Raw genomic sequence first — 12,880 nt, forward strand, 5'->3', positions numbered from 1 at the left:
ATATAGGACCTGCAAAGACCGCTTGCAAAGACCGCTGTGCTTATTTTCACAACAAAAAAAGAGACGATTTCCGCCTCTTTTTTTGTTTGTTCGTATTATGAATTTAGTTCATCTAAAATTGAATGCAGTTCACTTAAATGGGTAATTTCATAAGTAGGAATGACTTCATTTCGCTCTTTATCGTGACGATTAATCCATACAGATTTCATTCCTACGCGAGAAGAACCCAGTATATCAGTCATTAAATTATCTCCAACCATAATCGCTTCATCTTTCTTTAAATCCATAAGTGATAAAGCATGGTCGAAAATAGATGGATCAGGTTTACCGCGGCCAAATGCACCTGAAATCACAATCTCATCAAAATATGGAACTAGTTCTGATGTAATATCCAATTTGGTATTTTGTAAGTCAGGTGAACCGTTTGTTAACAGCAGCAGCTTGTACTTTCCTTTTAATTGATCAAGCACTTCAAACGTTTCTTCGTACACAAAAGGTGTTTTGCGGCGCTCTAACGGAAAACGCTCGGCTAGTTCCGCTCCAAAAGCATCATCGTGAATTCCTAGGGCACGAAGACCTCGAGTCCATGCTTCTTTGCGATAAGTAGGAACAATATCTTTCATTTTGCGAAATTCATCATGATCGTCTAAAAAATCCCCCCATAATCCTTCAAACGGATTAATGCCGATCATTTGCGTAAATTCATAGGTTTCATACGAAGCATATAATTCTCTTGCTTCCTTACGCACTGCTTCTTCTAGTTCTTCAGGTTTCAGATTATATTTCTCACTTGCATATGTACATGTTGCAACGAATGCTTCTTTTACGCTTTTTTGATCCCAAAGTAGCGTGTCATCTAAGTCGAAAAATACCGCCTTAATCATGGATGTGTGTACCCCCTACTGTTTTTGAAAAGTTTAACTATTCTTACACTAGATTACAAGGATACACACAATAAGTCTAGTGTATTTGCAATTTATTCTACAAATTTATTTTTATAAGTCGTCACCTTTACAAACAAATTTACAGAAATTAAAAGAGCTGATATAATCACAGCAGGTATGTATGCAGGAGGTTTTATATGGAATCGTTAGAAGAAATATTCGGCATTCCCACAGTTCGTACAAGTAAGCGCTTAAGCAGAGTGGTTGCCGCACGCTTGCGTCCTTTTGGAATTACGCCAGAACAGTGGACCGTTTTAAAACGCGTATCAGAAGCTGAATATAGTACGCAGAAGCAATTAGCTGAGCGAGCAGATAAAGATCAAGCGACGCTGACTAAAATTTTAGATTTACTAGAAAAACAAAATTGGATTCAGCGTGTTAGAAACCCAGAAGATCGCCGCTCGTTTTTTATTCAAATAACAGAAGACGGCCTGCGTTTAAAAACAGAAGTGACGCCTGCTGTAGAACAGGTATTTTCCGAATTAACATCCCAGCTAAACGAGCAGCAGGTGAAAATTTATACCGACACTTTACAAAAACTTGAATTCCGCGCCGAACAATTGCTTCAAGACGCAGAAGACCTGCGTTAAATACCCAAAACCCCACAGGTAAAATTCTGCGGGGTTTTATACGTAGTTGGCGATGCATAGTACTTCTTTAATTTTTGAAATCACTTGTTTGGTTTCATCTGTTAAAGAGGTGAATTTAAAAGCGATGGATTCTGCGTTTGGATTAATGAAGGGTTCTTTGTTCGTATCTTTGCGGTAGTCTTCAATTTGTTCTAAACAATATTTTAAAATAAACGACAAGTTCGCACGTCGAAACCTCAAGCTGACAGTAGAAGGCCACCTTTTTTGAAACTGATTGCTTCCTTCATACTGAATAGCTCCGATATAGCGTTCTCCCGATAAAAAAGACTCTTTGCTTCGGTATAGCTGAACGGTTTGGGCTGTTCCGCTCCAGTCAATATAAATACCTGCTGTTTCACAAACTTCATATATGTAATGAAAAAGCTCCGTTACTTCTCCGAAATGGTAGTGAAGCGGATGTTTAGCCGTCATAGGTAGCTCCCTCCTTTATCGACTTTCTACCATTATATTGTAGGAAAAGTAACTTATTCATTTATCCAACTTATTTCATACGCATAAGCAGTAAAAATGAAAATATATTTGTTTTTAGTTTACATAAAAATATTATAAGTAATTAGCGATAGCCCGATTTCCGAAAAGCGTCGTATACCGTATCCTCTTGAAGTTTTTCAAGATAAACGTTCGTTGTAGCAATAGAAGAATGCCCCACTACTTGCTTCACAACCGCAAGCGGAACGTCATTAGCTAAACTGTTTGTAATAAAGGTATGACGAAACCAATGAGGAGAAATAGATGCGTTTCCTTTTACTTTATAAACAGCTGATTTAATCGTTCGATACAAAGTTGTATAGGATAATCGTTTTTTTTCGCCGGTACGATAGTATTCTTTAATGGAGTAAAAAAGCGGTTCGGTATCAAAAGGACTTAGTCCAGTGCTTTCATTTAACGCTTGCCGATAAGCGAAAAGTGTTTCTTTCACATCATCAAACACAGGGATCGTGCGTTCTTTTTTCCCTTTACCAATCACATCTACAACCAAATTTCCGCGGCGGTCTTCTCGGAAGCTTCCCCAATTTAAACTCAGCAGTTCACTTGAACGCATTCCACTCATATACAAAAGCATTCCCATTAAGCGGTTGCGCGCTTTGTATTCCTTTTCATGCTGGCGAATGCGCACGACGGATTCTAACGCATTTACAATTACTTGGGCTTCGCGATCGGTTAGCTCTCGGTACTCGGTGCGATTTTGTTTTTCCTTGTCGCTGTAATGCCCTTTTGCAATAGATGGTTTTTCAATCCACGTCGTATACAGCGAAGGATAAAAATGAGTAGCGTGTCCAAACTCTAGCATTCTTCTAAAAAATTCTAGTTTTCTTGCAGCGGTGCGATTGGCATATTGATTCATCATTTCTTCATTAAATAATTTGACTTCCATAAATCCAATCGATTTTAATGTAATCTCTCGTTCATAGAAAAAAGACAGAATCGTTTTCATGTCTTGATTGTAAGATCTGATTGTATGAGGAGAAAGTGATTTTTTGATAATACGCATTGAAAAAAAGAGCTGAATAAATTCTTCATCTGAAACGTGCTTTAAATTTAAGTTGTTATCTTCATCTAACAGCTCTGCCTCTTCCCACTGCTCTTTTAGCTGGCGAAACGAATTTTTCGCAGGAGACAATTCAAATTCTTCCATTTTACCCCTCCTAATGATTAAAAACAAAGATATCCCTTTAAAACGATCCAGGATTTTATATAACGAATTTTCATCAATTCGCAACAAATACCATTAAAAGTTTTTAAAAACCTCTCAAAACTCAATTTAAAAAGCCGTTTTTAAAAGATTTTAATAAAACATCCATTATATGTAAAAATAATTCTGTTTTCTGCTTATTTATCTACTTTATCATACGAACGCTTGATAAGGAAGAGTTATCTTGCGTTAGTTAACTAAAGGATTTTGATTGTGTTAGACAGCAATGTTTTGGGAACACTAGTAGGAGTTTAAGTAATAATTGGAGGTACCGAATTTGGATAATCAGAAAAATAGATTGACGTCATCAGAAATTACAAGTTTATGGGCACAATACATCCAAGACACCATGTCTGTTTGTATTAGTAAATATGTGTTAGCAAAGGTTAAAGATTCTGAGGTTTATTCTCTTTTTGAATTTACTTTAGAACTGGCTGAAAAACATTTGCACGTGCTTAGAAATATTTTTAAAGCTGAAAAATTAGATTTGCCGATCGGCTTTACTGATAAAGATGTAAATCTAGATGCTCCTCCTTTGTTTACGGACACCTTTTGGTTAGTATATATACACGAAATGACCATGCACGGGTTGGCTGGATATAGTATATCTTTTAGTGTTTCAGCACGCAAAGATATACGTGACCATTATTATCAATGCAATATTGATGCGATGGATCTTTATAATAAATCTATTGAAATTCTTATATCAAAAGGTATTTATCAACGATCTCCCTACTTTTCTAAAACAGAAAGAGGTCACTCGATTACAGAATGGGGATATGTCATGGACCTATTCGGAGACAAAAGACAGTTGAACTCAATGGAAGCTGGAAATATTTATTTTAACTTAAAAAAGAGTATCGCAGCTAAAGCGCTTGTGATTGGCTTCAAACAGGTAACGAAAGATAAAGATATCCATAGCTTTATGGAAGAATGTTTGCACACAGCCAGTAAGAATATAAACATTTTTTCTTCCTTACTTCAACAAGAAAACCTGCAGTCTCCACGCTTGATGGATGCTGAAATTACAAATTCTGACGTAGCCCCATTTTCTGATAAACTAATGGTATTTCATGCGGGATTTTTGTTTCATTTAGCTACTACATATTATGCTGCAGCTATGATAACTAGTATGAGAATAGACGTAGCCGGACATTGTGATGCTTCTATTTTAAGGGATTTAAAAACCATCTCTTCTTTTGGCCGAATAATGATCAAAAAAGGATGGATCGAAAAACTGCCAAGAGCAGATGATCGGAAAGAATTATCTTGATATCCTACGAACTTATCTGTAAATAAAAAACATCACGCAGAGCGTGATGTTTTTTAAAGTGATTCAATTTTAGTCAGGTGCAGCTGTTTATTGCTGTAGGAAACGGTATAGGTTCGATAATACTCTTTTTCCTGACTTTGACCGTTCGTTGTAATTGAAATGACTTCTTTCGTTTGAATTGTATAGACCGCTTCGCCCTCTTCTTCACTCACAGATTCCACGTCCAATACTGAATAATCAATGAGTTCTTCTCGAATGTCTCTTTCGTACAGCATTTTCACAAGCTGCTTTTGATCATTCCACAAAACACTATCCCGCTGGATATAAGGCTGTACGTGTTCAAATTTATTCGTGTTAATGGACTTTGTTAAATCTCGTAAATAATGTTCAATAAAAATATCCGCTGTTTCTTGATCAACTTTTTGGATGTTTTTTAAATTAAAATCTTTTTCTTCCTTCTCTTCTTTTTCTTTTTCATCTTCTTTAAAATCGTCGATTCGCTGAGAGCTGTTTTTGCTGATGCCATACGTTTTATTATTCTCTTTGAAAACCAAGATTTTTTCCTTTTCACCTTTTTCATTTGTGCGGGTCGTTTTACCTTGGTATGAAATATCACTAGAAGGATTAATTGACTTTACGTATTCGATATATTCATCGGCCGTAATGTTGAGGTATTTTTGATGATAGGTAACTTCATCCCACTCATTTAACTTCCAGTTCTTATTAACGTATTTAAAATTCATGTAAATGGTCAGTCCGCCGCTTCCTTCTTTACTAATTGGCTCAATAGCCGAGATCGAAAATTGCCCAGCATGATTGTTAATAAGTTCAAATCGAATCAGATGAGTTACATCAGGAAAAAAGCTCATATTGCATTCTTTGCAGTAATAATTAGTAGAAATACTTTTTAGCTTCGTTGCAATTAAAGATGAAGTTGCGTATGGTGTTAACGCTTTTTTTAGCGTTTCATAATCAGCAGGGTTAGATTCGTTTTCCCATTCGTACTCTTCGCCTAATTCTTTATAGGTACTTGAAATTTTGTTCATCGTCTCAACCGCAGTTTTTTCTGCTTTTTTTTCTGATACAAGATCAGGCGGAAGAGATGACTTAGCTTGATCTTTTGGAATCACTTCATCTGAGGAAGGTTCGGTTGGTTTGGATAACTTAACTGTTTCTTTTTCTTCACAGGCCGTCAAAACCATTAGCAGCAGTAGAACGAATGCAATCGTCCATTTTTTATGCATAAGGTGTCCTCCTCAATGCCGAATTTAGTCTGTTTTTAAAATGATCTTTAATTCTCAAACGTATCGAGCACGTAATCACCGCTTGGAATTCCCCACTTTGCCTTTTTATTTTGATCTGTTTTAGCAAGTAATGAAATGGAATTTTCTTTGAGCGTAATAACAATGGTTCCTTTATTTCCTTGTCCATCATTTTCATATTCAATGGCTGCTTGGTTATTTTCAAAGCGAATATTTTTTTGTTCAACGGTTGACACGCGGATTTTGCTAGGTGGCTGGTACGAATTTATTTTAATCGTTGCTTCCGAGTTGGATGTAGCAAGAAATTGAATGATAGGAGATCCGTTATCATTGCCAGTGGTCCATTTTCCATCGTAGTCGTGTAAATCTGTTGTTTGTGTAGTGGGAGTTTCAGTGCTTGCATTTGGTTTAGATGAAAAGTCAAATGGTTCTACACTCGATAACTTTAACGTATCGTTTTGATAAACGGCTGTATAAAGGCGGTCACAAATTTTAGTATAAGGATCTTTACCCGGCTGCTTTAATAAGCTTTCTTCGTGGGTTTGTATTTTGAACACATGTTTAGGTTCTTCATACCAATTGACAATATGAAACGTTTGCTTCTTCTGCTCGATGCCTTGGCGTGTGAAATTTTCAACAAGAAGACTTTGCTCTTTATAAAAAGAACTGTCCGCTTTCAAAAAAGCTTTTAAATCATCAAAAGAGTTTTGATCCACTGCTTTTCCAAACGCTGAAAAGTAATCAGTCATCCAGGCTGTAATAAATTTCCCACTCATTGCTTCTTTATTTAAATCAATCGATTGAATGCTTTCTACCTGTGTTTTTGGTTCGTTTAGTACTTTTTTTGCATCTTTTTCTACTATCATTGTATTTCCGTCTTTTAATGTTTCTTCTTGCTGACAGGCTGATAACAGAATAGATGAAACAACCGTGATAATGATTGTATTACGTTTGTTCATCATAATTGCCCCTTCTTTATCTAATATAAATGTATGTATATTCTTCCAACAAACAGACCTAGTATATCATTCTACAAAAAAACGCTCAACCCTTTAATTTCACAAGAAAAACGGCTTGCCTTTACAGCGAGCCGTTTTTCTTCCTATTTAATGGATGCTTCTTGATATGAATTGGCTGCTTCTTTTTTGAGCTGTCTAGAGCCATAAAAGACATAGTAAATAATTGAAAGAAGGAAAATTCCAAGAATCACATAAATTAAAGGTAGAGAAACGCCAAACAGCATTAAATTTGTTGTAAGAACACTGTATTTTATGATGCTGTACAAGCACAGAATCCCTAATACTAAGGCAATGCTTGGCACGACCGGGTAGTTCACTTTAAAAGGACGGGACAGGTTAGGTTCTTTTTTGCGTAAAATAAAGAGAGAAACTAAACTGATGCAGTACATCATCATTGCTCCGAATACAGACAAGATAATAAGAGCATTGGCAAACGTGGCAGATCCAGCACAAATCACACCGATTGCTCCTGGAATCAACAAACCGCCGACAGGAACTCCTTTTTTATTCGTTTTGGCAAGAAATTTAGGAAAGTAACCATCTCGTGCAAGCGCGTAGGTTTGTCTTGAAAACCCCATGATGATTCCATTTAAACTAGCAATTAATCCGAATAATCCAATAATAGCAACAACCGTTGAAATGCCGTTTCCGTATACAGAAGACAGCGCCTGTGGAAGTGGATAATCAGCTAGCTTCCCGCTTCCTCCGCCAAGTCCTGCTGTTACAAATAGTGTAAACAACGTTGCGGTTGCTAGAGTAATAATCGCTCCAATAAATCCTTTAGGAATGTTTTTCTTAGGATTTTCCACTTCTTCCGCTGCCATTGCTCCTCCTTCTATTGCCAGATAAAACCAAACAGCGAATGGAATAGCTGCTAGTACCCCTGTTGGCCCGTTAATAAATGAATAATCATTAAAAATATTCGATGTTTGTACATGAGGCAAACCAGCTACATAAAAAATAGATAAACCAATTAGTGCAACAATGGTAGCTGTAAGCTCAATCACCGCTACTTCTTTTACCCCGATTAAATTTAATAAAACAAAGAAAATAAAGGCACCTACCGTTGCGTATACAGGGTTAACGGCTGGAATGAGAAAATGCAGGTATGCTCCTGTTGACACTGCAATAGCAGGAGGAGCAAAAATAAATTCAAGCAAGCAGGCAATTCCTGCGATATATCCCCCAAAAGGTCCAAGTGCTCTTCTTGCATAAGCTGAAGGTCCACCAGCTTGCGGGATAGATGTTGAAAGCTCTGCATAACTGAACATAAACGTTGTGTAAAACACAGTTACAATTAGGCTTGCAATTGCAAGCCCAATAATCCCGCCTTGTTCAAACCCGTAATTCCACCCAAAGTATTGTCCTGAAATAACCATGCCCACTGAAATAGCCCATAAATGAATAGGTTTTAATTGTTTTTGTAACGCCATACGTTCTCCTCCTTTTGATGTTTAGACAATAAGATGTACACCGCTTGTTTGCTGCTTAATCATTTTGTCAATCATGGTACCGATATGTGCGGCTGCCTCAATAGGAGGCGTCCCTCTTTTATGAATATTAGAAATGACCATACGATCAGACTCTTTTTTGCCTTTGCTAGGTTCATAGCACATGTAAGCACTCATTGATTCAGCACTGACCAGTCCAGGTCGCTCTCCAATCAATAGCACAAGTGCTTTTGGCTTTATGATCTCGCCAATTTCATCCATACACGCAACCCGTCCCCCTTTTACAAAAAATGAAGTCCCGATATGAAGTCCATATGATTGCAGGGAGTCAATTAAAGCTGGATACACGTCACTTATGTTTTCTTCGATTGCCTTGGCACTCAGTCCATCTGAGACTACTACTTGTACATCAGGCTGACCCACGCAGTTTTTAAAAATTTCTTTTTTAGCGTTATCTGCTAATAACCTTCCTTGATCCGGCCGTTTTAAATAATGTTCTTTTGACTCCACGCGTGTATTCACAGAGAAAAGGTTAAACTCGGTTAAAATATCTTCTGCAACTACTCCATATACAGAGTCTACGGCTGCAGCATGATCCGTGCGAAAAGATAAAACGTCTTTTGTTAGCGGCCTTGTTCCTGTACGGCCGACACCTATGCGGGCAGGGGTAAATTGTTTAAGTGTTTCAAGCGGATCGCGATTTGACTTTGGTATCATAGTAAGCACCTTCCTTAAATCAAATTCATAAAAATAGTTGGGTCTCCGGCTCTAGATGTAAAGTGCCCGTTGTCCATAATACGCTGATCTTCAAGCCACTTTTGAAATAACGGCGTTGGGGTACGCCCTAACACATTACGTACCGTTGCAATGTCATGATAACTAAGAGACTGGTAGTTTAGCATGCAGTCATCAGCCATGGGCACTCCTATGACAAAGTTCACTCCAGCTGTTCCCAGAAGCATACTTAAATTATCCATATCATTTTGATCAGCATCCATGTGGTTGGTGTAACATACGTCTACTCCCATAGGCAGGCCATGCATTTTACCCATGAAATGATCTTCTAACCCAGCTCGTAGAACTTGTTTGCTGTTATATAAGTATTCAGGTCCAATAAATCCAACAACTGTATTAACTAAGAAAGGCTTGTAGTGACGAGCTAAGCCGTAGCATCTGGCTTCGAGCGTTACTTGATCAATGTTATAGTGAGCTTCTGCTGACAGTTCAGAACCTTGTCCTGTTTCAAAATACCAGCGGTTTGGACCTTTTGCCGTTCCTTTTTCATGAATTAACGCTGTCGCTTCATCGAGCATAGACAGTGAAATTCCAAATGAATCATTACCAGCTTCTGTACCTGCTAAACTTTGAAAAATCAAGTCAGCAGATGCTCCTTTTTCAATTGCTCTCATTTGACTCGTTACGTGTGATAATACACAGTTTTGAGTAGGAATTGACCATTCGTTGATTATATTTTTTGTTTCATTTAAAAGCGCGTAGATATTATCCGTTGTGTCAATAACAGGGTTAATTCCGATAACCGCATCTCCAATTCCATAGCTTAACGCTTCGTATAGAGATGCTCTCATTCCTTTTAAATTATCTGAAGGATGATTAGGCTGGGCTCTAGAAGCCAATACTCCTTTTTGGCCGATAGTCGTTTGACAAGTAGTTTGCACTTCTATCTTGGCAGCTCCTTGAATTAAATCTAAATTGGACATAATTTTAGTAGCCGCCGCAATCATTTCGCTGCTTAATCCTTGGCTAAGTGCAAGAAGGTCTTCTCCGCTATGCTGATCGGATAAAATATATTCTCTTAAATCCCCTACTGTCCAATTTTTAATAATATCGTAAACAGATGAATCAATCTGACTTTCGATTAATGCCGAGACGTTGTCTTCATCTGCGCTGAGCAGCGGATAGTTTCTGATATCAGCAAGTGTGATATCAGCTAGGACTTGCTTTGCTGCCATTCGTTCTTTCATTGACTCAGCGCTAACTCCTGCGAGCTGATCTCCAGAACGCTCTTCGTTTGCTTTGGCCATGATTTCTTTTAAGCTATAAAATGAAAATGTTTCTCCTAACAATCGTGTAGTTTTAAACATCGTTTCCTCCTTGTATATTTAGTAGATTATGATGAAAAAGCGAGCGTTTTAACGGAAACGGAGATCGCTTCTCCAGCTACTGGTAACCCTAGATCAATGTAATCTCCGTGTGTAAAATCAATTTGATCTAAACAAATAATTTCTAACTCTTTCCTCTGTTTAGCTAATGCTTGTCCTAAAGCTTTTGCAATATCTTGCTCGCATAGAACAACGAGGCACTTAGCTCCTTTAAAACAAGCAATAAATTCAGCGCTTATTACTTTTGCTAATTCTTGAAGCATCTTATAGCTGCAGTAAGGAAAATGAGATAAAGCAATAGCAGCGGGGGGATCTTCTGCGCTGAAAATAGTTGAAGCCTGCATACATGCCGCTCGAGCTCTTTCTTGAAACATCAGCGGATTCCATTTCTCTTCTTGCTGAACAGGTATCTCTACAATCGGGATATTTTTTAACGGCAGCCGCTTTGACCCAATGTATACAGTTGATCCGCTAACTTCTGTATTTTGCATACCAGCCCCAATTACAGTAGCGCGCGTTGTCTCAGCGGCTTGAGATACTTGGATGGATTGAAAATGATATGCTAGAAGCGGACCAACGTCTCCATGTATGGCCACTTCCTTCACTGTTTTTGGCTTTTGCTTCTCCATCATTGCTCCTACTCCTCCTGAAACCATGATCATTTCGGGGATAGAAGATCTTGTATGAGGAGAAACGATCAGCGAGGAATTTTGATTCAGCGCATTTACATAATTCACGGTTTCTTCAGCTAGTAATTGACAGATAGACGAGAGCTTTTCAAATGTTGCTTTTTCACCTTCTCGCAGTGTTAAAGAATTATTTTTCAAAAATTCAGTTAAATGAGAAGAAACGTAGGTAACAAAACCTTCTGAATTCAGACGAATTAATCTTCCTCCCACATGCAGTGTAAACGTTTCTATAACTTTTCCATTTTGACATAAAGCGATGTTAGCAGTTCCTCCTCCTACATCAATATTGGCAATTACTGCATTTGTTTCAGCAGAACGTTCGATTGCTCCTGATCCTTTTGCTGCTAATATTCCTTCTAAGTCAGCGCCGGCTGTTGCAACAACAAAATCCCCAGCATGTTCGGCTAGATAGTGAACGATACTTTCTGCATTTTTCTTTCTGGCCGTTTCTCCTGTGATGATCACAGCACCTGCCTCCACTTGATCTAAGGAGATTCCTGCATTCTTATACTCTTGTTCTAGTAGTACCGTTAATCGTTGAACATCGATTTCAACATCGTTTAGCATAGGAGTGGTATAGATAGAACTTGCATACGTTACGCGACGATCAATAATTTGACAGCCTGGCAGCGTAAACTGATTTTGTTGATTTGCTATTAACAGCTTGCTTACAATCAGTTTTGTTGTACTTGTTCCAATATCTAAACCTATGCTCGTGATCCATTTCTGTAGCATGCTATCAATCCCTTATCTCGTTTGAATATGGTGATTATCATAAAACAGTTTTTTGAATATTTCACTAACTATGTTATCAAACCTGACACACTTTTGTGTAAACAAAGGTGACAAATGACAAAAAAGACTAAATCTTGGTAGATTTAGTCTTTTTGCTTATGATGAGTGTGATTTAGTTATAATCATTCTTGATGCCGATGGAATTAATAGTGAAAGAATGATTAAGCAGGCTATTAGTGATCCTACCATTGAAATCCCGTTCATTGAAAAAGAATACCATAGAGCGGACATGCCCTTTGGCGCATATGATCCCCAGAAAATAATACCCGCAATAAAGTGCCAGAAATACCGTGCGAAGCTGCCGATAATAAGGGATAAAATAATCAAAACAAAAGCTTTTGATCTGTTATTGTTAGCTAAATTAGTTTTAATAGATTGCGAAAAAATACCTCCAAAACCTATAAAAGCAAAAGCCACAATATATTCAATAAACGTTTGCAGCGCTGTTAAAATATAAGCTGTTCCTGTTGCCAACTGTAAAAGCCCCCATAATAGACCAGATAGAGCCCCGCCTTTTACTCCCCAGCGAAAGCACATAATAAAAATGGGCACCATGGAGAACGAAATACTCACAGCCGTTGCAATCTTAATGGAAGGCAAAAGATCAAGTAGAAGTGCCAATGCTGCAAAAATAGCTATTTCAATTTTAGCCTGTAAAGGTAATGCTTTATTCACGTTTCTCACTCCTGTTTTTGAATCATTCATATCAAACGGTTTACACAGGAGTAAGCAAATATATGCTACTATTCCCACATTCCTACGCTAGCGTTAACTAACAGGTTCGAAGGGTCTGAACAATTTGTTCACTCTCAGCACGGCGGCTCCCCCTGTGGTACGTTCGGATATTTATGTAGTATTATGACAACATCCATTATATCATATGTAACAAAATAGATTCGAGAGATTTCAAAGATGTTTCTATTTTCTGAATCTATTTTTTATAATGACAATCGTTTTAGTATTTGGTATACTTCTTTTATGTCA

The 12,880-nt window shown here is 37.7% G+C and carries 12 protein-coding genes and 1 riboswitch; of the genes, 2 read left to right on the forward strand and 10 right to left on the reverse strand.

Annotation, left to right across the window (positions count from 1 at the left end; all coding sequences use genetic code 11):
* Window positions 1–95 precede the first annotated feature (95 nt).
* Entirely contained in the window at window positions 96–884 is a 789-nt protein-coding gene (locus AC1D0Y_RS21205; RefSeq protein ID WP_029714917.1) for an HAD family hydrolase, read from the reverse strand.
* A gap of 197 nt (window positions 885–1,081) precedes the next feature.
* Here AC1D0Y_RS21205 and AC1D0Y_RS21210 point away from each other — a divergent pair, with 197 nt between their 5' ends.
* Complete coding sequence (locus AC1D0Y_RS21210) at window positions 1,082–1,534, forward strand: MarR family winged helix-turn-helix transcriptional regulator (protein WP_060745525.1); 453 nt, start codon at window positions 1,082–1,084, stop codon at window positions 1,532–1,534.
* 36 nt (window positions 1,535–1,570) lie between these two features.
* Here the strand turns inward: AC1D0Y_RS21210 and AC1D0Y_RS21215 are convergent, their stop codons facing one another.
* Window positions 1,571–2,005 carry a hypothetical protein gene (locus AC1D0Y_RS21215; RefSeq protein ID WP_013083346.1) on the reverse strand — a complete coding sequence of 145 codons (435 nt, stop codon included), beginning with the start codon at window positions 2,003–2,005 and terminating at the stop codon, window positions 1,571–1,573.
* A gap of 142 nt (window positions 2,006–2,147) precedes the next feature.
* Window positions 2,148–3,230, reverse strand: coding sequence for a tyrosine-type recombinase/integrase (locus tag AC1D0Y_RS21220; RefSeq protein ID WP_060745524.1), 1,083 nt, complete (start codon window positions 3,228–3,230; stop codon window positions 2,148–2,150).
* Window positions 3,231–3,564: 334 nt separating this feature from the next.
* Between AC1D0Y_RS21220 and AC1D0Y_RS21225 the strand changes: the two genes are divergently transcribed.
* Window positions 3,565–4,560 carry a DUF3231 family protein gene (locus tag AC1D0Y_RS21225; RefSeq protein WP_060745523.1) on the forward strand — a complete coding sequence of 332 codons (996 nt, stop codon included), beginning with the start codon at window positions 3,565–3,567 and terminating at the stop codon, window positions 4,558–4,560.
* A 53-nt stretch (window positions 4,561–4,613) separates the two neighbouring features.
* On the opposite strand, the gene AC1D0Y_RS21230 is transcribed toward AC1D0Y_RS21225, so the two are convergent.
* The 7 genes from AC1D0Y_RS21230 to thiT all read right to left on the reverse strand — a co-directional run bounded on the left by AC1D0Y_RS21230 (window position 4,614) and on the right by thiT (window position 12,601).
* Window positions 4,614–5,804: a TcaA NTF2-like domain-containing protein gene (locus AC1D0Y_RS21230; protein WP_477707888.1), complete on the reverse strand. Its 1,191-nt coding sequence runs from the start codon at window positions 5,802–5,804 to the stop codon at window positions 4,614–4,616.
* A 47-nt stretch (window positions 5,805–5,851) separates the two neighbouring features.
* Window positions 5,852–6,784 (reverse strand): TcaA NTF2-like domain-containing protein, encoded by a 933-nt coding sequence (locus tag AC1D0Y_RS21235; protein WP_060745521.1) that lies wholly within the window; start codon window positions 6,782–6,784, stop codon window positions 5,852–5,854.
* A 140-nt stretch (window positions 6,785–6,924) separates the two neighbouring features.
* Window positions 6,925–8,274 carry an ethanolamine permease gene (gene eat, locus AC1D0Y_RS21240; protein WP_477707889.1) on the reverse strand — a complete coding sequence of 450 codons (1,350 nt, stop codon included), beginning with the start codon at window positions 8,272–8,274 and terminating at the stop codon, window positions 6,925–6,927.
* A 21-nt stretch (window positions 8,275–8,295) separates the two neighbouring features.
* Window positions 8,296–9,009 (reverse strand): ethanolamine ammonia-lyase subunit EutC, encoded by a 714-nt coding sequence (eutC, locus tag AC1D0Y_RS21245; protein ID WP_060745519.1) that lies wholly within the window; start codon window positions 9,007–9,009, stop codon window positions 8,296–8,298.
* Window positions 9,010–9,023: 14 nt separating this feature from the next.
* A complete protein-coding gene (locus tag AC1D0Y_RS21250) occupies window positions 9,024–10,394 on the reverse strand; it encodes an ethanolamine ammonia-lyase subunit EutB (RefSeq protein ID WP_060745518.1) in 1,371 nt (456 codons plus the stop codon).
* Between the two features lie 26 nt (window positions 10,395–10,420).
* Window positions 10,421–11,836, reverse strand: a complete 1,416-nt coding sequence (locus tag AC1D0Y_RS21255; RefSeq protein WP_028408361.1) for an ethanolamine ammonia-lyase reactivating factor EutA — start codon at window positions 11,834–11,836, stop codon at window positions 10,421–10,423.
* 156 nt (window positions 11,837–11,992) lie between these two features.
* Window positions 11,993–12,601: an energy-coupled thiamine transporter ThiT gene (thiT, locus tag AC1D0Y_RS21260; RefSeq protein WP_060745772.1), complete on the reverse strand. Its 609-nt coding sequence runs from the start codon at window positions 12,599–12,601 to the stop codon at window positions 11,993–11,995.
* A 32-nt stretch (window positions 12,602–12,633) separates the two neighbouring features.
* Window positions 12,634–12,734: riboswitch (TPP riboswitch) on the reverse strand.
* Between the last annotated feature and the right edge of the window lie 146 nt (window positions 12,735–12,880).

The organism is Priestia sp. P1_B12_1 (assembly GCF_056406695.1).